Origin of the sequence: Haloarcula sp. Atlit-47R (genome assembly GCF_003665985.1) — an archaeon.
GTDB lineage: Archaea > Halobacteriota > Halobacteria > Halobacteriales > Haloarculaceae > Haloarcula > Haloarcula taiwanensis.
This window is the reverse complement of sequence record NZ_QPLQ01000002.1, coordinates 409,764-433,408: the sequence shown is the minus strand read 5'-3', so window position 1 is coordinate 433,408 and position 23,645 is coordinate 409,764. Positions and strand designations below refer to the sequence as shown.

Annotated in this window: 24 protein-coding genes; 3 read left to right on the top strand and 21 right to left on the bottom strand. The window is 63.0% G+C overall.

Annotated features, from left to right (window positions below):
* Window positions 1-354: 354 nt before the first annotated feature.
* From hpt to DVK00_RS09795, 20 genes are all read right to left on the bottom strand, one after another.
* Window positions 355-924 carry a hypoxanthine/guanine phosphoribosyltransferase gene (gene hpt, locus DVK00_RS09890; RefSeq protein WP_004518711.1) on the bottom strand — a complete coding sequence of 190 codons (570 nt, stop codon included), beginning with the start codon at window positions 922-924 and terminating at the stop codon, window positions 355-357.
* Window positions 925-968: 44 nt separating this feature from the next.
* On the bottom strand, window positions 969-2,873 hold the full coding sequence (locus DVK00_RS09885; protein ID WP_121577658.1) for a hypothetical protein: 1,905 nt from the start codon (window positions 2,871-2,873) through the stop codon (window positions 969-971).
* Window positions 2,870-3,358: a hypothetical protein gene (locus tag DVK00_RS09880; RefSeq protein WP_121536485.1), complete on the bottom strand. Its 489-nt coding sequence runs from the start codon at window positions 3,356-3,358 to the stop codon at window positions 2,870-2,872. Before DVK00_RS09880 ends, DVK00_RS09885 begins: the two co-directional genes overlap by 4 nt.
* A gap of 90 nt (window positions 3,359-3,448) precedes the next feature.
* Window positions 3,449-3,964 (bottom strand): type IV pilin, encoded by a 516-nt coding sequence (locus DVK00_RS09875; protein ID WP_121536487.1) that lies wholly within the window; start codon window positions 3,962-3,964, stop codon window positions 3,449-3,451.
* 262 nt (window positions 3,965-4,226) lie between these two features.
* Window positions 4,227-4,805 carry a hypothetical protein gene (locus tag DVK00_RS09870; RefSeq protein ID WP_101349440.1) on the bottom strand — a complete coding sequence of 193 codons (579 nt, stop codon included), beginning with the start codon at window positions 4,803-4,805 and terminating at the stop codon, window positions 4,227-4,229.
* A 112-nt stretch (window positions 4,806-4,917) separates the two neighbouring features.
* A complete protein-coding gene (locus DVK00_RS09865; RefSeq protein WP_064288288.1) occupies window positions 4,918-5,382 on the bottom strand; it encodes a type IV pilin in 465 nt (154 codons plus the stop codon).
* A gap of 194 nt (window positions 5,383-5,576) precedes the next feature.
* Complete coding sequence (locus DVK00_RS09860; RefSeq protein ID WP_121577657.1) at window positions 5,577-7,361, bottom strand: Na(+)/H(+) antiporter subunit D; 1,785 nt, start codon at window positions 7,359-7,361, stop codon at window positions 5,577-5,579.
* Window positions 7,361-9,055: a cation:proton antiporter gene (locus DVK00_RS09855; RefSeq protein ID WP_101349442.1), complete on the bottom strand. Its 1,695-nt coding sequence runs from the start codon at window positions 9,053-9,055 to the stop codon at window positions 7,361-7,363. Before DVK00_RS09855 ends, DVK00_RS09860 begins: the two co-directional genes overlap by 1 nt.
* Entirely contained in the window at window positions 9,052-10,545 is a 1,494-nt protein-coding gene (locus DVK00_RS09850; RefSeq protein WP_101349443.1) for a monovalent cation/H+ antiporter subunit D family protein, read from the bottom strand. Before DVK00_RS09850 ends, DVK00_RS09855 begins: the two co-directional genes overlap by 4 nt.
* Window positions 10,538-10,894, bottom strand: a complete 357-nt coding sequence (locus DVK00_RS09845; RefSeq protein WP_053966163.1) for a cation:proton antiporter subunit C — start codon at window positions 10,892-10,894, stop codon at window positions 10,538-10,540. Before DVK00_RS09845 ends, DVK00_RS09850 begins: the two co-directional genes overlap by 8 nt.
* A complete protein-coding gene (locus DVK00_RS09840; RefSeq protein WP_053966162.1) occupies window positions 10,894-11,367 on the bottom strand; it encodes a Na(+)/H(+) antiporter subunit B in 474 nt (157 codons plus the stop codon). Before DVK00_RS09840 ends, DVK00_RS09845 begins: the two co-directional genes overlap by 1 nt.
* The gene (locus DVK00_RS09835; protein WP_101349445.1) at window positions 11,364-11,909 is read right to left on the bottom strand and encodes a DUF4040 domain-containing protein; all 546 of its coding nucleotides are present in this window, start codon (window positions 11,907-11,909) and stop codon (window positions 11,364-11,366) included. The genes DVK00_RS09840 and DVK00_RS09835 overlap by 4 nt, the downstream gene beginning before the upstream one ends.
* Entirely contained in the window at window positions 11,906-12,226 is a 321-nt protein-coding gene (mnhG, locus tag DVK00_RS09830) for a monovalent cation/H(+) antiporter subunit G (RefSeq protein WP_101349446.1), read from the bottom strand. The genes DVK00_RS09835 and mnhG overlap by 4 nt, the downstream gene beginning before the upstream one ends.
* Entirely contained in the window at window positions 12,223-12,498 is a 276-nt protein-coding gene (locus DVK00_RS09825) for a cation:proton antiporter (RefSeq protein WP_004518724.1), read from the bottom strand. The genes mnhG and DVK00_RS09825 overlap by 4 nt, the downstream gene beginning before the upstream one ends.
* On the bottom strand, window positions 12,491-13,531 hold the full coding sequence (locus DVK00_RS09820; protein WP_232794549.1) for a monovalent cation/H+ antiporter subunit E: 1,041 nt from the start codon (window positions 13,529-13,531) through the stop codon (window positions 12,491-12,493). The genes DVK00_RS09825 and DVK00_RS09820 overlap by 8 nt, the downstream gene beginning before the upstream one ends.
* A gap of 152 nt (window positions 13,532-13,683) precedes the next feature.
* Window positions 13,684-14,850, bottom strand: a complete 1,167-nt coding sequence (coaBC, locus tag DVK00_RS09815) for a bifunctional phosphopantothenoylcysteine decarboxylase/phosphopantothenate--cysteine ligase CoaBC (protein ID WP_121577656.1) — start codon at window positions 14,848-14,850, stop codon at window positions 13,684-13,686.
* Between the two features lie 50 nt (window positions 14,851-14,900).
* Entirely contained in the window at window positions 14,901-16,466 is a 1,566-nt protein-coding gene (locus DVK00_RS09810; protein WP_121577655.1) for a hypothetical protein, read from the bottom strand.
* The gene (locus tag DVK00_RS09805; protein ID WP_101349449.1) at window positions 16,463-17,788 is read right to left on the bottom strand and encodes a DUF58 domain-containing protein; all 1,326 of its coding nucleotides are present in this window, start codon (window positions 17,786-17,788) and stop codon (window positions 16,463-16,465) included. The genes DVK00_RS09810 and DVK00_RS09805 overlap by 4 nt, the downstream gene beginning before the upstream one ends.
* Window positions 17,785-18,531 carry a hypothetical protein gene (locus tag DVK00_RS09800; RefSeq protein ID WP_121577654.1) on the bottom strand — a complete coding sequence of 249 codons (747 nt, stop codon included), beginning with the start codon at window positions 18,529-18,531 and terminating at the stop codon, window positions 17,785-17,787. Before DVK00_RS09800 ends, DVK00_RS09805 begins: the two co-directional genes overlap by 4 nt.
* Complete coding sequence (locus tag DVK00_RS09795; protein WP_121577653.1) at window positions 18,531-19,643, bottom strand: DUF4129 domain-containing protein; 1,113 nt, start codon at window positions 19,641-19,643, stop codon at window positions 18,531-18,533. The genes DVK00_RS09800 and DVK00_RS09795 overlap by 1 nt, the downstream gene beginning before the upstream one ends.
* A 101-nt stretch (window positions 19,644-19,744) precedes the next feature.
* Between DVK00_RS09795 and DVK00_RS09790 the strand changes: the two genes are divergently transcribed.
* Window positions 19,745-20,809 (top strand): M48 family metalloprotease, encoded by a 1,065-nt coding sequence (locus DVK00_RS09790; RefSeq protein WP_121577652.1) that lies wholly within the window; start codon window positions 19,745-19,747, stop codon window positions 20,807-20,809.
* Here the strand turns inward: DVK00_RS09790 and DVK00_RS09785 are convergent.
* Entirely contained in the window at window positions 20,794-21,534 is a 741-nt protein-coding gene (locus tag DVK00_RS09785; protein ID WP_121577651.1) for an NAD(P)/FAD-dependent oxidoreductase, read from the bottom strand. The two genes, DVK00_RS09790 and DVK00_RS09785, sit on opposite strands and share 16 nt — an antisense overlap.
* 155 nt (window positions 21,535-21,689) lie before the next feature.
* Here DVK00_RS09785 and DVK00_RS09780 point away from each other — a divergent pair, with 155 nt between their 5' ends.
* Both DVK00_RS09780 and DVK00_RS09775 read left to right on the top strand, forming a co-directional pair.
* On the top strand, window positions 21,690-22,904 hold the full coding sequence (locus DVK00_RS09780; protein WP_101349454.1) for a proteasome-activating nucleotidase: 1,215 nt from the start codon (window positions 21,690-21,692) through the stop codon (window positions 22,902-22,904).
* A gap of 127 nt (window positions 22,905-23,031) precedes the next feature.
* On the top strand, window positions 23,032-23,613 hold the full coding sequence (locus DVK00_RS09775; RefSeq protein WP_121577650.1) for a DUF420 domain-containing protein: 582 nt from the start codon (window positions 23,032-23,034) through the stop codon (window positions 23,611-23,613).
* Window positions 23,614-23,645: the final 32 nt, after the last annotated feature.

Genomic DNA, 23,645 nt, shown 5'->3' with positions numbered 1-23,645 from the left:
TCACTCCTCCAGCGAGGCGTTTCATCGCCGAGCGTCGCTGAGTTCGGCAATTATTGGCCAGTAGATTTGAACGAGAGAACGCCGAGCGGTAGCGAGGGGCTCGCGTTGTTCAAATCTACCTCCCGCTATATTCTGTCGCTCATAAATCCGTGAGCGACTGGAGTGGTCCAGTATGCCTGATGCGCCTCGCGAGCTGCTGGAGCGTGTGGCCTGAACGGATTCAAGTCTTCTGTCATACGCTACGACGCTGTCGGCTGCTCTGAGTATCCCGCCGCCGTGTCTCACCGCTCTGGAGGGACGCTCCCACGGCTGTGTGTACTGGTGCGACCTACAGGAACCGTATCAACAGCCGTTCTAGTCGTCGCCGTGCTCGTCGACGATAGTGACCTCGCCGTCGATGACCTGGACGTTGATCAGCGTCTTGGCGTCGTAGCCCGCCTCGTCAAGCTTGTTCGTCCCGTCGGCCTTCTTGATGACACAGACGATGTCGCGGATGTCAGCGCCAATGTCTTCGAGCGCGCCCGTGAGCCCGGCTAGCGTCCCGCCGGTCGAGAGCACGTCGTCGAGCACGAGCACCTGGTCGCCCTCGTACACGTCGTTGACGTACATCTCGCTCTCGGAGTAGCCAGTTACCTGTGACAGTGATACTTCCCCATCAAGCCCGTACTGGCGCTTTCGGACGACGACGAGTGGGATATCGGTCATCAGCGAGACGGCTGTCGAAATATGGATACCCATCGCCGCCGGTGTGACGATCTTGTCGACGTCGTCGAGTTCTGCCTTCCGGATGATCTTGATGACGATTTCACGCAGAAGTTCCGGTCGAAGCATCGGGACCCCGTCGCTGATGGGGTGGACGAAGTAGTGATAGCCTTCCTTCTCGATGATTGGCGCTTCGAGTAGGGACTTCTTGAGTCGGTCCATGCTGGCGGTACTACAAGCCCGTACTAAAATTCTCCGTCACCGACTCAGTAGAGCGTCAGCAGCTCACCGAGTGCTCGCATCATCGGCAGGAGGTGTGCATCACCCAGTGCGTAGTACTCGACGGTGGTTAGGAGTAGAAACACAGCCGCTACACCCGTTGCAGCACCGAGAAGCGCTGCACCGACCTGCCCGGCTCGACCTTTGGAGCGACCGCACAGCGCCCAGATACTGAGTGGGACAGCAACGCCAAGCGCGAGCAGCGCGTGCAACTGGAACGCTTCGCCGATACCGTTCACCGTCAGCGCAACGAACACTACGGTCAGCTGCCCGCCGATCAACACTGTTCCTGCAACTGCCCAGAGGAACATGTGCCAGTGGTCTGCGAGAGTCTGGCGTACCGCTGGAAGCCGCACAAGCAGATACACGCCGAGTGGGTAGAGGGGGAACAGATACCGGGCAGTCACCTGCGCGTGCAGTGGCAAGCGGTTGTTGTACAGCAGGATAACGCCGACGAATGCCGCTATGGCAAACGCGTCCACGACGCGGTCGGCACTGAGTGTTCGGTCAGCTATCGACGATGGCAAACGCAATCGTCGGACGACCGGGAGTGTACCGGCGATGGCGACGAGAACCGGCGCGGATTCGAGCACTGAGAGGTTGACGGATTCCTCGCCGGTCTTATCAAGCGCACCGCCTGCACTTCCTGACCGGACGAAGGCGTGATACACGTCATCTGGTTGCTGCTGGAGCGCTTTGAATCCTGACGCGAGTTCGCCGCCCAGCAACAGCAGTGGACGCATTCCGCTCTCTATGGGCCCAAGCAGCGGTGCCAGCGGTGTAAGCAATCCACCAGAGGCACCACTGCCGCCGCTACCGCCGCCACCGCTTGCACTGCTCGCAGTACCGCCGCCCAGAGAGCCACCGCGGGCAATCAATCGCGGGGGCTTAACCGGAGAGCCCGAGATAACGATGTTAGTGATAACGAACGGCAGCAAGGAGAGGCCGAAAACGACGCCGATACGAGCGAGCGTTCGCGGACTGTTGTCCGGTGCTGTCGGGATATCGACCAGCGCCAGGGCGACACAGAGCAGGAGCGCTTCCGGCGCATGCACCCACGCATACAGTCCTACCAGCGCGTAGGCGAGCGCGCGGAAGGTCTGTTGCTTTGTGATGACTCCCCCATCTGTTGGCTTGCGGCTCCGATAGAGGCAGTACGCGATGCAGACGACCACTGTCCCGGTGACGGCGTGGCGCTTCGGCACGGATGCCCAGAACGCGAGCGGTGTCCCAGCCGTGAGCACCACGGTGTTCAGGAGCCCCAGCCGACGTGTTTGCATCCGGCTCAGGAGCCGATAGAGAACCACCGGCGTGAACGCCGCAATGAGGAGATGCGTGAGTTGCAGCGCGTACAGATGGATTCGACCGGCGTCGAGTGGCTGGGCCAGTATCACGTTCAGCCCGAACAGTCCCAGAACGGCGACAGTACCGCCGTAGAGAATCCAGTCGTCGTCGGTGTAGTAACTGCACTGGACCACCAGCGCCAACAGCGCGAGCGACCAGAGCGCGACCAACGCAATGCGGAGCTCGACGATGGTGGTGAGCAGGTCAAGCACGAACACGAGCGGTAGCGAGAGGACAATGACGCCGTAGTTTCGCGCGTGCCACTGGCCGCCGTAGTTATTTGCCCCCGGCGTGTTGAGTCCAGGGCCGTAGGCAGCTTCAGTCATCGCTAGCTGTCCGTTTGAGAGGCTGTACAGCCCATTCGCCAGCGTGTAGGAATCGTTTATCAGGAACGCCGTCCGCCACACCAGCCCGAACAGCACGACTGTCGCGAGAAACACGATCAGGCCGAGCCGGTCGCCAAACAGCACAGCGTACGCTGTCTCGCGAGTGTTTGAGAGGGCGGGCGTCCGCCGTCGAAGACGTCCGACAAACTCTGTTGCCGTCATTTGACCACCGATATCGTGACGTTGCGCGTCGCCACCACGCCGTGGCCCGCCCCGTCGCGCTTGCTCACGGTCACCGTGCCGTTGTACTGTTCGCGCTTGATCTCCCCGTCGGTGAACGTGTCCGACGCCAGCGTCAGGTCGTACGTGTCACCGGTCGAGTCGTCCAAGAAGTGATTCGTCGTCCGCGTGTACCCCAGTTCCTCGATTGTGAGTTCGTAGACGAGTGTCGGCTGTCCGGTTCGATTCGCGAACTGTATGCGGACCGGTGGCGCATCGAGGTAGTAGCTCGCCGCCCCGTAGGACCCTTTCTCAAGCGTTACTTTCTCAGGCATTTCGACTGCAGAAACCGTGACGTTGCCAGTTTCTAGTGCGACTGGCTCCGGCTCCGTTGCCAGTGTTACGCCGGGGACCAGCGGGCCGGAAAGCAGTGTAACGCCGAGTATAATGGCGATTACACTGGTGGTAATGGCCCGCGTTTTTTCCATTGTTACCAGTCACTAGATATCTGGCAATAAAAGTGTCGTGGAGAGAATGCTGCAGCTTGTTACCTTGATAAAACAAGAATAGAGACGCAGTTATGCGTCAGGTCCGCTGTCGGAACCCAGTGTTGCAGACGAATCGCCTTCAGGTGGTTCATACACGACATTGACATCGTAGTTGCTATACACACCAACATCCAGAGTTGAGCCGGCTGAAACCTCGCTATCCTTGGCACCGTAAGCCGACGTACTGGACCATGCTCCATCATCAGCATCGTAGTCTGCCTGATCCGGGCTGGAGTCTAAGCCTTCAGTTGAGAGGTCTGAGTCTGTCACCATGTTCTCTCCTCGGATATACAGGCTGCCTGCCTCAATGGTATCGCCACCATCATGCGAGACCGTTAGGAGGCCAGAATCGGAATTTGAACCTGCACTTGCGTCATACTCAAAACTGAAACTTGCCTGCGGCGTGGCCTGCTGCGCCTGGTCACCGAGACCAAGCACAAAGGAGGCGATTACTGCGGCCAGAATGACCGTGATTGCGACCATCAGGATGACCCCGATGACCGGCGACACTGCGTCGTCGTCGTGGATGAGTTGTTTGATATCCATGGTTTGTTCGACGCACACCGCGAGCGTGACCCGAGTAGGAAACCCCTATAGTTTGAAGGATTTCCTTACTGGCTCGCGGGGTGTGCTGCTTCAACCACATGAGAGGGACCCACTTATACACACAGCACGTTTTAGCCGTTCAACGTTGCCTTGAAAGCCTTCAAGGGTGGCTGTACCGCCGAAATTTGATATAGCGCTGCATGAATAGTTCAGCGCTAACCAAGACAAACGAAACAATGAACACCGTGAAATAAACAGAAGTTTAGTTGTCGGACTCGGCTTCCTCTGCCACATACTCAGTCAGAGTCATCTCACGACCAGCGTAGGTGTGATAGCCTGCGGAGACGCTGAGCACAATCGCGATCAGCGTGGCCCAGACCAGCGGTGGAATGACCGTGAACGGGTAGACGCCGACCCAGAGAATCGTCACGATTGCTAGACTGACCGCGCCGAGCGAGAGATAGTACTCGCGCCAGGGGAACTCGCTTCCCGGCACGATTTCGAGATAGACAGTGAGTTCCTCCGTGTGTGCCGTCTTGGAGATCGTCCCGTTCTCGTCGTCATAGTCGATGATACCCGTCTCATGCATCCGCGGAAGATGAGACTGCTGTAACGTGGTGTAGACACGCTTCCGTTGGGCGCTCGTGACAGCCGTGTTCGGGCAGTCGTACTCCTGTGCCGCGACGTGTGACGCAAGGTCGCCGAGCTGTACTGGCCCGTCGTGTTCTCGTAGATACTGAAGCGTGTACCGACGCCGCTCATTCTGCAGTACGTCGAATATTTCGCCTTTTGAAAGATCGTCGTCCCCAGCGGAGTCCGACCGTTCTACCTGCTTGCTCATATTATTCTCTCCAGTCCCCACCACCCATCGCAGGGAATACAGCGAACATCAGGGTGTCCATCAATTATAAACTCACGGGTTTCGGTGCCGGAAAAAATGAGATACCGCGGGCTTATGCGTCCGGTCCGGATGCAGTGGCGAGTGTCGCAGAGTTGTCGCCGGTAGCCGACTCGTAGACAACGCTGAAGTCGTAGCTATCGCCAGAGACCATGACAGCGACTCTGTCACCTGCAACGACTTTGCTGTTACTGCTGGCGTTGGCACTCGGCCACTGCTCGTTATTGCTATCGATTTCATTAGTAGCAGCAGCACCGGAGTTGAATCCGCTCCCTCTGAAGTAGAGGTTGCTTGCCTTGATCGAATCACCACCGTCGTGAGTTACCGTAACCTCGCCCTTATCTGAGTCGTAGTCCGTACTGAAGCTAGCCTGCGGTGCCGTGTTGCTGACCTGATCGCCCAGACCGAGGACGAATGTTGCGATAACGGCCGCGAGGATGACCGTAATTGCGACCATCAGGATGACCCCGATGACCGGCGACACAGCATCGTCGTCGTTGAAGAATCGTTTGAGTTCCATTGTCTTGTCCGCACGCATCAACAGGTTCCCCTGTTATGCCGTGCTTACCGAATCGTGGCTATGGAGCTATATAAGTCTGCACCTGTATTATCAGAAACTGTAATTACCCTGTCTGTTAACAGCTATTCTTTGGTGTTTGAAACCAGATACGGCCGATCTAGTACGCAATTATCGCAGAAGATGTTTTTGAATCTTCATGAAAGGGCCAGCAGCGCTACCGTAACGAATACTGCAAGAATGAGGATGCTGAGTCCGATGCCGGCCCGCATCGGATGCACGAGACTATCGTCGTCACGGAGCCGCTGAATAACGTCGTCCGGGGAAGTCACTGTCTGCGTGACGATGCTCGTGGCCCGAACCACTACGCGGTCTACGGCGGCGTACAGTTCGGTCACTCCAACAACGAGACCACGAGACCCGTAGAAGATAGCCGGGTTGTACAGCGAATCGACGTCCGGGACCCGTCCGAGCTTCGAGAGGGGCTTCTTTGTCACCGCGAAGCCGATCAGCCCGAGGACAGCGAGCACGACTCCCTCGATGAGATGGGGAATAGTGTAGGTCTTGTAGACGTGGTCGACGACTGCTCCGCTCGTCACGTCGAACGGAAGGATGGTGAACAGTGCCGTGTCGTACACACCGTAGATGATACAGAGCGCGGCTACGGACACCATTGCGACGCTCTGCAGACGGTTCGCGTCCGGGACGCCGCTGTCGTACTCGCCGTGGAAGAACGCGTAGTAGCCGAACTTGATGAACGACATGAATGTGCCGACGCCGCCCAGCAGCAGCATCCACTCGAGCGTATAGAACTCACCCACCGGGAGCGGTCCTTTGCTGAAAGTATAGTGGCTCCCGGAGATAATAATCCCTTTGCTGACGAACCCGTTGAAGCCGGGGAAGCCAGCGATAGATAGCGCAGCGACGGAGAATGCACCTGCCGTGATTGGCATCTCTCGCCAGAGACCGCCGAGTTTCTTCAGGCTCTCCGTCCCGGTCCGGTAAATAACAACACCGGCGGTCATGAACAGCAGGCCCTTGTAGAGGATGTGGTTGAACACGTGGGCGAACGCGCCAGCCTGAGCCAGTGACGACCCGATCCCGACGCCGGCGACCATGTACCCGACCTGCGACTGGATGTGATACGAGAGGAGCCGCCGCATATCGTTCTGGAACAGTGCGAACAGCGCGCCGAAGATAGCCATCCCGCCGCCCATGTACGCGATGGCTTCGTGGCCGTTGGGGAACGCGCGGTACATCCCGTAGACGCCGGTCTTGGTTGTGAACACACAGAGGAAAACGCTAGCGGCGATGTGCGGGCGCGGATAGGTGTCTGGTAGCCACGCGTGCAGGCCAATGAAGCCGACGTTGACGCCGATACCGATGGCTGCGAGCGCGGCGGCCAGTCCGGACGTGATGCCGGCCGTTTCCGGACCGCCCGGCACTGACGCGAACAGGAACGTCTCCACCGCGACGTAGTGCCGGAGGATAGCGGCCATCAACAGCGTGCCGCCAAGTCCGTGTAGCAGGGCGTACCGGAAGCCGGCCCGGACCGCCCTGCCGCCGTAATGCCACACCAGCAGCGTACTGGTGATGGCCATCAGCTCCCAGAAGAAGATGAGTGTCAGCCAGTCGCCGGCGAAGACGGCTCCAAAGCTGGTCGCGACGTACGAGAGCGCGTACCCCGTCTGTGTCGTGTCCGCCTCGCTGGCGTAGGAGTAGAGTACAGCAACCGCGGCGATGAGCCCGAAGATGATCCCCATCAGCCGCGAGAACGGGTCGACGTTCAGCAGGACGGCTTCGAACCCGAGGAAGCTGTCTACATGGAGATGTGCACCTTCAGGGACCATGACCGCCCACGGCACCGCGAGCGCTGGTACGAGCGCACCGACCGCGTGACCGGCACGCCGCGGGAGTCGGGACACGACGATTGCCAGCGCCAGTAGGACGACGACTGGCGGAACCGCTGTAAGCATCGACATCAGGCCATCACCCCCGGAAGATTACCGACGATGGTGTCGACGATCCGCAGGAAGACAGCGGTGTACGGCACTGTCCCCAGCAGGAGCGACAGCGTGGCCGCAGTGAGAATTGGCCCGAGCATAAACCACGTACTCTCGCCGCCGCGCCAGCCACGGTCGTCCCAGCCCCCTGCGGGGGGGCCGCCGTGATGTTCGTGCTCCTCGTCGTGTTTCCCGAGGTGGTCAACGTGTTCCGGCTTCGGCACCTCGTCCTCGTCGGAGTGACCGCCGGTAGCGTCCGAGTCGTGGTCCTCACCGCCGTCGGCCCGAATCTCGTCTCGTCCGCCGAATGGTCCCTCGATGAGTGGCTTCTCGTCGTGGCTCTCCGGCGACTCGAAGTACGCCTGATAGACGATGGGCCAGAAGTACGCGATGTTGAGGACGCCCGAGACCAGCAACGCAGCGGCGAATACGAGCCCACCGCTTTCGAGACTCAGCGCACCGATGACGAGATACCACTTGCTGACGAAGCCAGCGACCAGCGGAATCCCGGCCATCCCGGCCGCGGCGACGGCGAAGGCGGCCATCGTCAGCGGCATCCGCTTCCCGATTCCGGCCATGTCGCTGATGTCGTCGGTGTGGGTCTCGACGTGAATCGCGCCAGCACAGAAGAACAGGGTGAGTTTCATGAACGCGTGGGCGGGGATGTGAAGCAGTCCACCGGTCAGCGCCTGTCCGTGGAGCAGCCCCAGTCCCAGCACGATATACGATAGCTGGCTGATCGTCGAGTACGCCAGCCGGCGCTTGAGGTTGTCCTGCCTGAGTGCGATGATACTCGCTGTCAGGAGAGTAAAGGCCGCAATCGCGGCGAGCGGGAGGCCGACGCCGAGTTGCTCCATCGTCCCGGTTCCGTACACGTCCAGCACCACGCGAGCGATGCCGAACACACCGCTCTTGACGACTGCGACGGCGTGGAGCAGACCCGACACCGGCGTCGGCGCGACCATCGCGTCCGGGAGCCAGGAGTGCATCGGCATCAGGGCAGCCTTGACGCCGAAGCCGGCCGCCAACAGGGCGAACGCCGCCCGTGCCAGCGTCGGGTCGGCTGTCGCGAGACCTTCGAGCCCGCCCGGCGTGAACGCGGTCGTCCCAGCGAGGACGAACACGAGGACAGTCCCACCGAGGACTGCGACCCCACCGCCGAAGGTATACGCGAGGTACTTCCGGCCGGCGGCGCGGGCCTCGTCGGTCTCGTCGTGGGTGACGAGCGGGTACGTCGACACCGTCAGTAGCTCGTAGCAGACGAACAGTGTCAGCAGGTTCGACGCGAACGCGACGCCGACCGCCGATGCGAGACTGGCGGCGAACGAGGCGAAATAGCGCGTCTGGGCGTGTTCGTCCAGCCCGCGCATGTAACCGATGCTGTAGAAGCTCGTGACGATCCACAGCAGGCTCGCAAGCAGGCCAAAGAGCAGCCCAAGCGGATCGACGGTGAACGCCAGTTCAATACCAGTGGCGAACTGTCCGATGACGAATTCGTACTCCGTTCCGCTCAGGACGCCGGGGACCATGCTCGCAATGATCGCGAACTTCGCAAACGCGACGGTCAGGGTCACCCCCTCTCGCAGATTCGGCCGTCGTTTGAGCGAGAGAATCACGGGGATAGCCACCGCCGAGACGAGGATTGCCAGGATTGGGCGTAGCGACTCAGTCATTGGTTTAGAAGGGGTGGAAGCGTTTCTTCGAGCACTCTCTGCAACTCCGGTACGGCTGCGGTCAGCGCGACTGCGAGTGCGGCCGCGACGACGACGACGGCGATCATCCCGAACGAGACCGCCTGTCCGCTCCCGTCTGTGACGGGTGCCTCGTCGGGTTCCGCGTGGATGGTCGGCTCGGCGAAGTAGAGCCGCTCGACGAGGCGGGCGAAGTACGCCAGCGTCAGGAGCGTACTCGCGAGCAAGACGGCCACGACGGGCCAGTTCTCGGCGTTGACCGCGCCGAGGACGATGTACCACTTGCCGACGAAACCGACTGCTGGCGGAACGCCGACCATCGCCAGCGAAAGCACGGCGAAGGCAAACGCCGAAACCGGGACGCGGCTCCCCATCCCAGCGTAGCCGTTCACCGTCGTCGCACCCGTCTTGCGCTCGATAATGCCCGTCGCAGCGAACAATCCACCCTTCATCACTGCGTGGCCGAGCAGGTGGACAGTCGCGCCGACGACGGCCAGCGGGGTGGCGATGGCGAACCCGGCGACGACGAGGCCGAACTGTGACACTGAGGAGTACGCCAGCATCCGCTGAACGCTGTCCTGCGAGACGGCGAGCGCGCTCCCCGCGATGATGCTCACGCAGGCCAACCCGACCAGCGCCCAGCGAGCGACGGGCACAGCCGTCAGGAACTCAACAGTGAACACAGAGAACAGCAGGCGGGCGAGCGCGTACGCCGAGACCGTCGAGACGAGCGCGGAGATGAACGCACTCACCGTGTCCGGCGCGTTCGCGTAGGCGTCGGGCTGCCAGGTGTGCAAGGGGAACAGGGCGACTTTCACCGTCAGTCCGCCGACCATCAGCCCGAACCCGGTCAGGACGAGCGTCGAGTCGTACGCCGCCATCTCCCCGAGCTTCGCCGCAAGGTCGGCCATGTTGAGCGTGCCTGTCGCCGCGAGCAGGTAGCCGATGCCAAGCAGGTACAGTGAGGCCCCGACGGTCCCGATGATGAGGTATTTCAGCGCCGCGACGGCGGCACTGGCGTCCCGGCCGCTCGCCACGAGGCCGTACGCCGCAAGCCCCGTGATTTCGAGGAACACGTAGAGATTGAACACGTCGCCAGTGACCGTCATGCCCGTCAGGCCGGCGACCAGAAGCAGGTACAGGCCGTAGAAGGGACCCGAATGTGGGCCGGCCTGTCGAGCGTACGCGAGCACGCCCAGTGACACGACGGCCACGAGCACGGCGACGGCCCCTGAGAGGCCGTCGACGACGAGTTCGATACCGTACGGGGCGGCGAAACCACCGACCGCGTAGGACACAGTCCCGCTCGTGCTGACAGTCCACGCGAGCAGTCCGGCCAGGCCGGCCTGGACGACGAGCGTCAGCGTCGCGACTGGCCACCCTGCCCGCTCGCTGACAAGGCTAGCGACCAAAGGTATCGCGCCGCCGACGATGGGCAGGACCACCAGCAACACAGGGATTTGTTCAATCATAGTAGAGCTGTTTGAGTTTGTCTTCGTCCAGCGTGCCGTACTCGGCGTAGATGCGGATAATGAGCGCAAGCGCCACCGCGGTCAGGCTCACCCCGACGACGATAGCGGTCAGAATGAGCACGTGCGGGAGCGGGCTGACGTAGGGGCCACCACCATCCTTGATAATTGGCGGGTTCCCGCCGGCCCGGAACGCGAGCGTGATGAAAAACAGGAAAATGCCTGTCTGGAAGATATTCATCCCGATGACCTTCTTTACTAGGTTCCGAGACTCAATGAGCATATACAGGCCGATGCCAAGCAGCAGCATCACCGCGAAGTAGTTGTAATGTGAGTTCAGCAGTTCAAACATCAGCTCTCATCCTCCGGTGAATCGACGGCGTGGCCGAATCCCGCCGCGAGCAGGAAAAAGAGGCCGATGGCAACGCTGGCGACGATACCACCGATGGCCAGTTCGACAAGCTCGATGGCGTAGGCGACCACATGCGAGATGAACTGCTCGTACAGGTGATACTCGAGGAAGTTCCCGCCCAGAACTATCGTTCCCAGCCCGATGGCTGCGAACGTGAGCACACCACCGGACGCGAGCGCGGCAACGACGCGAACGTCGAGCCACTCTCGAGCCGCGTCAATACCGTAGGCGAAGGCGAGCATCATCACGACCGACCCGGCGATGACTCCGCCCTGGAAGCCGCCGCCGGGGGAGTTCGCCCCGTGGAACATCACGAACAGAGCGAAGGTGAGTACGAACGGCGCGACGACCCGCACCGTCGTCATGATGATGGTACTCTCGACGTAAAGCCCGGTACGCTCGTCGCTACTCATGCGAACACCTCCTGTCTGAGGACGGTCAGCGCCGCGACGCCGGCCGAAAAGACCACCACGGCCTCGCCCAGCGTGTCGAACCCACGGTAGGCCGCGAGCACTGCCGTCACACCGTTTTTCACTTCCGTGTCTTCGTAGGCGTTTTCGAGGTAGTACTGCGTTACGTCGCCGCTGACAACGGGGTTCGCAGCGCCATCCGCACCGACGGCAGGCAGCGACGGCACGGTCGCAACCATGACGATGACGAACGCGCCGACCAGCACGACGGTTCGAACGCTGATCGACTCGAACAGGCCGTTCTCCTGTGGCCGCACGGTGTTTGCCAGCGCCAGGATGAACAGTATCGTCATGATTCCGGCCCCGACAGCCGCTTCGGTCAGCCCCACGTCGGGGGCCTCAAGCATCACCCAGATAATGGAAATACCGAGGCTGTAGGCAGCAAACGCCATCAGTGACGCCAGCACGTCACGGAGTACGGCCGCACCGATAGCACAGCCCAGCACGAACACCAGCAACAAGCCCTCGATGAGTGAGAGTGTCATGACTTCCCCTCCTCATCGCTGGTGGTCCACGGCTCGATACCCTGGTCCTGTGCCGCCCGGGCGATAGCGTGGGCGGCGGTGGGGTTCGTCAGAAACATAAACACCAGCAGGAAGACGGCCTTGATAGTCGCGAGGTCGGTCTGAATCGCGAGCGCGGCGGCAGCAATACTGAGGACGGCTCCCAGCGTGTCGCTTTTCGATGCCGCGTGAGCGCGCGTGTACACGTCAGGCAGCCGCACGATTCCGATTGAGGCGACGCCGCCGAAGAACGCCCCGACAAGCGCGAGCGCGACAATCGCCCACTCTGTCGGCGTCATAGCACACCTCCGTGCTCGACGTTGAACTTCGAGAACGCTATCGAGAGCAGGAAGTTCAGCAAGGCGTACACGAGCGCGATATCGAGGAACAGCGGCTTATCGAGCGCGCCGGAGACGAGCGCAATTGCGATGACGGTGTTCGTCCCCATCACGTTGACCGCGATAACTCTGTCGTGGTCTGTCGGCCCTGCGAACACACGGTACAGCGCCACGATAGCGAACAGGACGAACGCGCCGGCGATAGCCAACAGTGCCGCTTCGAACTCAATCATCGTCGGCCACCTCCGGGTCGCCGATATCGCCCTCGACCGCGCCGTCGTCCCCCTGTCCTCGCTCGCGTGGCGAGGGAATCGCTGCTGCCTCCCGGCCGTAGAAAACGAACCGGACGGCTCGTTCGAGGCCGCCGTCGAACAGGTCCTCTCGGGCACTGCCGGTGAGCGAATGGATATCGAACGCCTGCTCAGAGACGCTGACGGTGAGTGTCCCGGGCGTCAGCGTGATGCTGTTTGCAAGCGTCGTCACTGGTCCGTCTCCCCAGATGGCGGCCTCCAGTTCGACCATCTTCGGGTCGATAGGCAGTGACGGGTGCAAGACGACGTAGGCGATTTCGAGGTTGGCGACGGCGATTTCCTTGAGCAGGTACGGAACGTAAATCGCCAGCCGTGCGAGCTGTCTCGGAACCCGTGTCAGCGACGGCTGGCGGCTGAACGCGATCGGTGCAAGCAACGCAGTGACAATCGTCGCCGTTATCGCGCCAGTGAGGAAATCCAGCGGTTTGTACGAACTCAACAGCATGTAAAACAGATACGAGGTTCCGAAAATGGTGAGATACTTTGGGAGCGTCGCGGCGCGAGCAAGCGCGGTCGACCGCGCTGGCCGCTCGACGGGCGCGGTCTCGACCTCGATATCGCCCCGGACGAGTTCGACTTCGAGCGGCCGAAGCATCGGCGTCGTGCCGCCCGGGTTGAACTCCGGATCGAGGACGACCCGTTCGATGCTGTGTTCGTCGGCGTAGGTCAGAATTGCGTCGGCGTAATCACCGGGGCTGAACAGGTAGCGGTCGGCACCGATGACGCCCAGTTCAACGTCGAGATTCGACGGCGGGACAGCACCCAGGTCTTCGTCGAGCCAGACCTCGATTCGGTCGAGCAGGTCCTTTGCCTGGCCAAGTTCCGTCTGGGCGTCAGGGTCAACAGCGCGCGTGCTTGCGACGGCGACGAGGTGCAGCGATATCTGTTGTTGTCCCTCTTTGGCCGCCGATTCGGCCTGTTCAACGGCGTAGGCGACGGTGTTACGGACCGTCACCGAATCAGCTACTGGCACGAGCAGGCGACGGGGTGGTGGTACAGTCACAGTCTCTGTTTAGAAACTCCGAATAGGCGGTTCGTCGGGCAGTACTGTCGTTATCGGACCGGAGCAACGGAACACGCAAAACTATTTCGTAATCGGTTACGCTCTCAGTCACGACTGGACAGATGGTCACCGAGTTCGTCGGCGACACGGGCACCCAGCCCCTGCTTTTCCCCGATGTACTCCGTGGCCGAGTCTCCGTCGACAAGTATGGCACGCGTCTCGTCGCCACCCATCACGCTCGCGTCGTTAGCGACCACGAAGGTCAGCCCGGTCCGCTCCCGTATCTCGCGGGCGCGCTCGATTAGCGTCCCGTCGTCGCCCTCTGTCTCGACTTTGAACCCGACGATAGGGAGGTCGGGGTGATCCGAGCGAACGGTGTCGATGAGTTTCGGCGTCGGCTGCAGCGTCAGCGTCAGCTCCGCCTGCCCGCTCTTGATTTTCTCGGGGGCCTCCTCGACGGTGTAATCCGAGATGGCGGCCGCGGAGACCAGCGCGTCGGCCGAGTCGGCGACTCGACGGACGGCCTCGGTCATTTCCTCGGCGGATTCGACCTGCTCCACAGTGGCGTACGGCACATCTGACCCGTCGTGAACGAGCGTCACGTCGGCTCCACGAACGTAACAAGCCCGTGCGACTGCCCGCCCGGTCCGCCCCGAAGAACGGTTCGAGAGCGTCCGAACCGGATCGACTGACTCTGTGGTCGCACCCGCAGTCACGACGACGTGCTTGCCTGCAAGCGGTCGGTCGCCCGCTGCCCGGGCGGTCGCCGTGACGATGGCCCCCTCGGTCGCGATTTTGGCCTTCCCCTCCTCGATTCGCGGGTCAACGAACTCGACGCCCCAGGACTCGACGCGGTCGATTGCCTCCAGTACGCCGGGGTGGTCGTACATCGGCTCGTGCATTGCCGGTGCGACGACGACCGGCACGCCCGCGCCGAGAGCGGTCGTCACACACGTCGTCACGGGCGTGTCGTCGATTGCCGCGGCGACCTTGCCGACAGTGTTTGCCGTTGCAGGCGCGAGCAAGAATACATCGCCCCAGCCCGAGCGCCCGCAGAGGTCGACGTGTTCGACGTCGCCCGTGATTTCGGTAATCACCTGATTGTCCGTCGCGAACGACAGCGCCCACGGATGGATGATACCCGTCGCGCTGTCGGTCATCACCGCCCGGACGGACGCCCCCTGTCGTCGGAGTTCGTGTGCGAGTTCAACCGTCTTGACGGCCGCGATAGACCCCGACACCCCCAGAACGACGTTGACTCCGGTCAGCATACCTGCCGGTTCGCGGTGCGTGGGTAAAAGCCCCTGTCTCTCCGGCGGCACTAGTCGCTGTCGCCCGCGATCTGCTCACTCCGATTGCCGCTCTCGTCACTGCTGATACGTGGCCTCCCGTCGTGCGCGTTCAGTGCGAGGCTGAACGCGGCTATCGCCAGCAGAACCAGCCCGAGTGCGACTACCGAACTGAACGAGAGTCCGGTCGACGGAGTCGGAACCGCGACCGGGATGAGTACGTATCGAACGACCAGCACAAGGAGAACGGCCCCGGCGAGGATCGCCGCAGTTCCGGTGACGTGGACGAACTGGCTGTCGGTCGTGTCGGCGTCCCGGCCCAGTTGTTTCCCGATACTGCTTGCGTGCGCGCCGGTGTCCCAGACCAGTAGCGCCGCCGCGCTCCCGACGAGGACGAGTATCGGTGCGAGTCCGCGCTCAGCCCCGAACAACGTCACGATGAACAGGAGCGCGCTTCCAGCTGCGAACCCTGCCGTCTGCCGGGATAGCAACTCTGAATCGACCAGCTCAGCCAGTAGTGTGACGAGTCCACGGAGGACGACGACCGAAATCAAGACGCCGAGGAGCAACACAGTAGCCGAGCCGTAGTGGCCGCCCCCGGCATACGTGGGCGCTATTCGCCGGGTCACGCCAGCGGCTGTAAGGATCAGCGCGCCCAGCAACAGCACCACAGGGAGCACGATACTACCGGTCTGCCGCGCCAGCAACCGTCCGGGGTTGTCCCCCAGCCACTGTAGCAGCCATTGCCGGAGCCGTTCGACGACGAGAATACACAGTACGGCCAGGAGCCCGACTGCAAGGGGGAGATGGAGCAGGCCACTGAAGGCGACCCGCAGAGCCGGCCCGAGCACCGGGAGACTGTGGAGAAAACGGTCGAACAGTCCCTGTGCTGTCGGTATAAACGCCACGAGCAACTGCAGGCCAACGGCGGCTTTGAGCGAGATGTCGATATCCCACCAGCTTCGTCCCAGCAGGTCCAGCCGCCCAAGCGCTCGGTCTGTCGTCGCCGCGGGTGCCGGAATCCACGACTCCAGCGTCTCCTTCGCCCGGTCCAGCAACAACAGGGCGGTCAGGATCCCGGCCTGTAGCGTCACGAAGCCCACGAGCGGATGGAGAGAGAAGCCGGTGACGACATGTACGAGCACCCGGGGCAGCCTGACGGTAGCCGCGACGGCACAGACGATTGTGATGAGGATGCCGGCCACCAGCATCACGAAACTCTCGTCGAGCATTGTCGAGAGTTCGTCCGATGCCTCAGCCGGCGGCACTAACCCGCTACTCGCGTCGATAACGACGAGCGTGGCGGCCAGCGGGAACCCGAGCGCCGCAACGAGTGACCGGTAGTCAGCCGCCAGCAGCGCGGTCCCACAGAACACGCCCGCACCGATGACGATGGCGACGCTGCCGCAGGCGATACGCTTGTGGGCCTCGCTGCGGAGCGCCCAGACTCCGGCCGCGATGCAGAGTCCGCCGACGAAGCCGGCCAGCACTGGTATCGCGTCCGCGACAGCGAGGCCGAGGACGAGCGAAACGAGCACCGCGACTGTCCCGGCCAGCGCCGCGCTCGATGCCGCCGGTCGACTGTCGAGTTCCGTCATGCCCACCGCTCCGTCGCGCGAATGAGGGCTTTAGCGAGCGGTTCCGTGGGCGTCCAGTCGACGACCCGGACTGAGCCTCGAAGAGCGTCGAGGCGGGCTGTTCGGTCGATTTGCTCGACGGTACTTCCCGGACTGTCGCCGGTCGTTATATCGGGACTGACGACCGTAACCGCGTGTCCGTACGCGGCGAGTCGTTTCGCCGAATCGGCCGCCCGGTCGTCGAGCAGGGGTGTACAGAATACGATCTGTGATTCGCTCGGTATCGAGCGGTCGAGCGTCGCCACCGCGTCCCCGCCGTCAGTGATACCGTACCGGTCTGCTGTCTCGGTCGGCGACTGCATTCGCCGAGTGCGGGTGTCGGTGTCGAGCAGCCACGACTTACGGGTCCCCGTCGGCCTGTCGGCCGACCCGTCCACAACCGCTTCCAGAAACGCCTCTAATCGCTGCTCCTGTGCCCGATTAGCCGATGGCTGCAGCGTCTCGCAACTGTCGTAGACGGCGGCCCCGACGCGGTTGTCCGTCGCCAGAAGCGCCGCGCCGACCTGCTGGGCCGCGTAGACGCAGAACTGGACGGCCGTGGGCGCGCCTGCGTTGCCTGCAACGGGATGTCTCGAATCTACCAGCGTGACAACGGTGGCCGCTCGTGTCTCCTTGAACTCGACTGTCGCCAGTTCATTCGTCTTCGCGAAGCGGTTCCAGTCGACGCGGCTCATCGGGTCCGAGGACTGATGCTCGCGGATCGCGTAGAACGCGAGCCCGTTCCCCCCGGCGTCCGTCGGCACACGCCCCGACTGTGAAAGGGTCTGGCCCGAAAGCGAAACGGTGTCCACACTGGCACTGCACGAGAGCGTCGTCTCGGCGGTGACCTGCTCGGCGAATTCGACGGTCCCGGTCAGGTTCCGGCAGGCGATTGCCACGTCGGTGAACGCGTGGTCGCCACGCCGGGCTTCGACGGTGTAGGTGACCGAATCCGACGCACCGGCTTCGAGGTGGGTCCCGAACCGCGGTGAGCCGTCGATGACCTCGAGCCGCTCCGGGACGCCGTCGAGGACGCGAACGTCGGGCAGGGTCGCGCCCCCGTCGTTCGTGAGCGTCAGCGTCACTGTCACCTCTGTGCCGGGGAGCGGGTCGGTCGGCTCGATGCGCCGCTCGACTGTGAGCGTCGGTTCGGGGTCGCCGATAGCCGTCTGATAGGCCGCATACACCAGCGCCACTGCCGCGACCATGAAAACCGCCGGGTTCCCGGTGACGATGCCGGCTCCGCCGGCAACCAGCGCGGCCGAGACGCCGACGTTGCGCTGTGTAGTCTCGCGCGTGCTCACGACTGCTCACCCCGCTGGAGCCGTCGTATCTCTGTTACCGCCGCCTCGACCTTTCGGTCGAACCCCGCACCGCTGGCCCAGTCCCGTAGCTGCATCTCGATAGGTGGGTCAGGTGCGTCCGGGCCGCCGAGGAAGGCTATTGCCCGGCGGTCGTCCGTCCACGACCCAGCCCGAACTTCTCGGGCTGCTGCCTCTGTCGACAGCTCCGCCGTTTCGACCAGCACCTGTCGCGCGGCTTCACGGAGTCTGTTCCTGATTTCCGACGCGTGACTCGCTTCGAGGCCGTTGTAGGGGTCAACACGCCCGTCGATTTTTTCGAGCAATTCGTCGATGTCGTCGCCGACCAGCGCGCCGGAGTCTGCCTGTGTCGCTTTCGGTTCCAGTAGCTCATCGAGCAGCTCTGTCGACTCGTCGCCCGAACCGTCGTGATACGGTTCACGCGGTTGTTTCCCTCGTACCGGCGGCAGCGTCGAGTCCTGTGTCCGAACAACAGTGTACAGGCCAAAAAGTCCGATGGCGGCGGCGCTGACGCTTGCGACGAGCTGTAGTTGCCTGGCCGACCCGCTCCCGACGTTCGGAAGTACTGATGGGAAGGTGACGACGAACACAGCGCCGGCAAGTGCAGCGAGTCCCAACAGGGTGTATCGGACGAACCTGGACCCCGGTGTCGGGCGGTCGACGCTGACATCGATGGTCGCCCGGGCGGTTCCCGCTTGCTCGTTCCGCGATTCCGCGCCATTCATCAGTTGTCACCTCGGTTGAAGAGGTCTCTGAGGGCGTTCCGAGCCGATTCTGTTCGCTCTCCGGTCGCCGACCGCCCGCCGTATTCGACTTCCCGGAAGAGGGTCGTTAGCTGGCGGATGGGCGCTTCCGGAAGCCCGCTGTCGATAGCCCGGCGAGCGTACTCCCCTGGCGTCGCCGTCTCGGGGTCCGGGACTGACACGCGGTCAGCCAGCAGCGCCCATGCCTCCCGCACCGACAGTGAATCGATGTCCGGCCCCTCGTCCGCCTCTGCCGTCGATTCGGCGGCCGCTGTCCGCCCGGACGCTGTATCCGACGACCCAAACAGCGACGGGCTGTCGACGCCACTCCGAACTGAGGCAAGGAAGCCGCTGGACCCACCGAAGCCGCTCAGCGCTCTGAACGGCGCAACTGAGAGCGACCCGAGCGCGCTCGGCAGACCGGCGACGCCCCGCAGTGACATCGTGCCGACCGACCCGAACCCCGTCGCCAGTCCGGACAGGATACCGCCGGAGACGGCAGCGAGACCGGCCCCGACTCGTGCGAGCGCCGACGATCCCGAGAGTAGCGCGGCGGTCGTCACCTTCGGAATCCGGGCGAGAGTCCGCCCCACCGCGCCGTCCGAAACTGCTGAGACCACTGTCCCGAACAGCGAATCCAGAATCGGATGCAGGTGGAGTCCAGCCGCTGTCGACCCGTCACCCTCGGCGTCCGATGCGGCACGAATAACACTGACTGCGACGACGCCAAACCCGCCGATAAGCGCCAGCCCGAGCAGTTTCACCAGCACTGGAGACCCGCTGTCTTCGCCTTCCCCGGCTCCCGGCGTCTCTGTCGCCGTCTCCGTCGGTGTTGGCGTCGCTGTCGCCGATGGAGTATCGCTCGTCGCTCCCGGCGTCGTCTCTGTCCCATCACTGGTCGCTACCGGTGTCGGCCCGCCGTCGACTTCGCCGGGGGCTGTTCCGTCGGGCGTGACCGGCTCGCTCGCTCGACTGTCGAGGGGGCCGCTCGACTCGAATTCGACGCCGAGCGCGCCGGGAAACAGCGCTGTGCCGAACAGGACAGCGACCGCACAGAGGAGGGCGAGGGCGGCACGTACCAGCTTTGTTGACACTACGGCCCCGTTCCCGGCGGCAGAGTAAATACTTTCCCTCACTGATAGACTGTCTGAGCAGAAAACCTTTCATCCGCTGTGGGTATAGCAGAACTACCACTATGCGGACACTGACCCGCCGGATGCTGTGGACCCTCCTGCTCCTCCTTGCCGTCGACATCGCTGTGGTCGCTACCGCGGCGGTGCTTCTGACACCCTGGCTTGCGCCGGTTCGGGACGCCGTTGCCACCTCCCTCCCGTTCGGTGGGGCGTCGGCACGCATCGCCTGGTGGGTGGCTGTTCTCGCCCCCGCACTCGTGGCGTTTGTCTGGGCTCAGCTTCGATACACCAGTGCCCAGACGATGGCTGAAGTCGACGCTCGAATCGTCGGCCCCGAGGAGTACCCCGCCCTCCACGAGCGAGTACAGCGGCTCGCGCAACTGGCCGACCTCACGCCGCCACGGATTGCCGTCACAGACGCCGAGGTACCGAACAGTTTCGCCATCGGAACGCTCGGTGGCGCGACGGTGGTCGTCAGCGAGGGACTGCTGTCGGTTCTTGACGGCGACGAACTCGACGCCGTGCTGGCCCACGAACTCATGCACGTCGCCAACCGCGACGCGACTGTCATGACGCTGGCCAGCTTCCTCCCGTCGCTGACAAACGGCGAGTACGACCCGCTTGCGGACCTGCTCCCGGGCGAGAGTCGTTACGCGCCCGGATTGGTCGCGCTCGGTCTCGCATATGTGTGCAGCGCCCGGGTGCTTGAGGCCCCGTTCGGAAGCCTCTCGTTCACGCTCGGGTTCCTGTTCCTGTTCGCGGTGACAGTCCTGTTCGGCGGCGTCGCGCTGGGCGTGTTCACCGCTCCCGTCGTTGTTCTGGGGCGGTCGCTGTCGCGCGCTCGGGAGTTCGCCGCCGACCGGAGCGCGGCACAGTTGACCGGCGACCCCGCCGCGCTCGTCGGGGCGTTAGAGACGCTCGACGGAGATGACGACCGCCCGAGGACCGACAAGCGCTCGGCGCACGCGGGCGTCCGCGGCCTGTGTTTCCTCCCGTACGGGTTCGATTCCGACGGGCCGACGGACTCGCTGGCCATCGAAACACGGTCCCACCCACCGACAGCCGAGCGGATCGAGCGACTGCAGGCGGTCGCACGCTCGCTCGAACAGGGTCAGTCTGACTCCTGATCGACGCTCGGGTGCATCGTCGGCTCGCCCGGCATCGGCTCCTCGAAGTACCGCCGCATGACCTCCAGTGACTCCTGTTCACGTTGCTTGCGCTCTGTCTCGTCGATTTCTTCACAGCCCGGCGGAACCGGTCGGTCGCGGCCGGTGAAATACCCCTCCGGGGCGGTCCAGTCGTGATAAAAGTCGACGTCGGAGTCCTCTATCAGTGTAAGCCCGACTTGTGCGCCGTGGCCCGCGGCGACGATGGTCTGGTGATGCTGCTCGGCCAGCCGGCCGGCCGCGTACAGCCCCTCGATATCGGTCCGGCCCTGCTCGTCGGTCGAGATGAACTGCTTCGACCCCCGGTCGACGAGCGAGATGTCCAGCCCGTTCAGATACGACGGGTCCGACCAGGACGCAGCGATGAGGTACGTCGCGTCGTATGAGTCGCCACCGGCGCAGGTCACGTCGAACCCTCCCGCAGTCTCCGCCACCTGCTCGGCTTCGCCGTCGATGAACCAGACGCCGGCGCGCCGCGCCTGTGCCCGAATGAGTTCGAGCAGGAGCCGGGGGTTGATTCCCGCCGGGAATCCGGGATAATTCTCCAGATGTGCGTTGCGGTTCAGTATCGACTCGCCGGTCGAGATGATCCGGGTCGACAGGCCGGCGCGAGCGGTGTAGATCGCCGCCGACAGCCCGGCGACGCCCCCGCCCACGATGATGACTTCTTCGCGGTCGGTTGGCATAGACAGATGTTTCCAGTGGGGGCAAAGAAACGTGCCGGTTTGAGACCTATAGACGGGGAGCGGCCAGTAACAGCCCCTACAGGGCACACACCGGGCGGTACAGTTTCTGAGGTGACCCGAAGCCTCATAACGATACACCCACTAAAGGCGTCGTAATGACCGACACCGTCGACGAGGTCGATATGCCGTACGACGATGACGCGTCTCAGCAACAGAAGATCGAGGCGCTGCAGGAGCGGCTAGAGGTGCTCGAATCGCAGAACGAGGAGATGCGCGACAAACTGCTGGACGCGAACGCGGAGAACAACAAGTACCAGCAGAAGCTCGAACGGCTCACACACGAGAACAAGAAGCTCAAACAGTCACCGCTGTTCGTCGCGACCGTTCAGGAACTCTCCAGCGATGGCGTGATTATCAAACAGCACGGCAACAATCAAGAGGCCCTGACAGAGGTCACTGACGAGATGCGGGAGGAACTGGAACCCGACGACCGCGTCGCCGTCAACAACTCCCTCTCTATCGTCAAGCAACTGGACGACGAGACCGACGTTCGCGCCCGCGTGATGCAGGTCGACCAGTCGCCGGACGTGACCTTCGCCGACATCGGCGGCATCGAAGAGCAGATGGAGGAGGTCCGCGAGACCGTCGAGATGCCGCTGAAGAGCCCTGAGATGTTCGAAGACGTGGGTATCGACCCGCCGAGCGGTGTTCTGCTGCACGGCCCGCCCGGCACCGGGAAGACGATGCTGGCGAAAGCGGTCGCCAACGAGACCGACGCCACCTTCATCAAGATGGCCGGCTCCGAACTGGTCCACAAGTTCATCGGCGAGGGCGCGAAGCTCGTCCGGGACCTGTTCGAACTGGCCCGGCAGGAGGAGCCCGCCGTCGTCTTCATCGACGAGATAGACGCTATCGCGGCCAAGCGGACGGAGTCGAAGACCTCCGGCGACGCCGAGGTCCAGCGGACGATGATGCAACTGCTCTCGGAGATGGACGGCTTCGACGACCGCGGCGACATCCGCATCATCGCGGCAACGAACCGCTTCGATATGCTCGACCGCGCCATCCTCCGCCCCGGTCGCTTCGACCGTCTCATCGAAGTCCCGAACCCCGACCTCGAAGGTCGCAAACAGATTTTCCAGATCCACACTCGCAGCATGAATGTCTCCGACGACGTGGACTTCGAGGCACTGGCCGAAGAGATAACGGACGCCTCCGGTGCTGACGTGAAAGCCATCTGTACCGAGGCTGGGATGTTCGCCATCCGCGACGACCGGACCGAGGTCACCATGGCGGACTTCCACGACGCCTGGGAGAAGATTCAGCAGGAGGAGACCGACGACGAGGACGTCTCCCGGACGTTCGCCTGATTTCGGCAGCGTTTCCATCCGGTTCTCCACGCTTTTGTAGGTCTGTAGTCACCGCTGTGACGCGCAACTGCGCTGTCGTCTCGCCCGTTTCAGAACACAGTTACCACTCCGGTCCTGACCTGCTAGTATGGCCGTCGCAGATACACTCCAGTCGCGTGCCCGCGCTCGTCCGCGGCTCGTCACCGCCGTCGTCTCGGTCGTTGGCTACGCGCTCGTGTTCGGCGCGTTCGGTGGCGTATTACCCCTCCCCGAGCTCTCGAACGGCATCGTCATCCTGCTTGGCGACGCAATCGCCGTCGTCAACAGCGTCGCGCTGCTGGCAATCGTCGCCGGCGTCTACTTCATCAAGAACGACCAGGTCCAGAAACACCGCGCGGCGATGCTGACGGCGTTTACCCTCATCATGGTGTTCCTGACGCTGTACATCCTCAAGGTCGGTGGCGGCTTCGAGAAGGAAATCGTCGCCGAAGGGTTCGTCTGGACGGCGTACATCGTGATGCTCGCCGTCCACATCCTGCTGTCCGCGGTGTCCGTGCCCGTCGTCGTCCACGCGGTCGTCCTCGGGCTGACCCACTCCCCGGCGGAACTCAGGGAGACGGTCCACGCTCGTGTGGGCCGCATCGCCGTCTCCGCCTGGGGGCTGAGCCTGTTTCTCGGGCTCGTGACCTACGTGATGTTGAACCACATCTACGGCTGGGTGCCCCGGTAGCGACCCCGCGCCGCGCGTGCGGTGGCGAACGA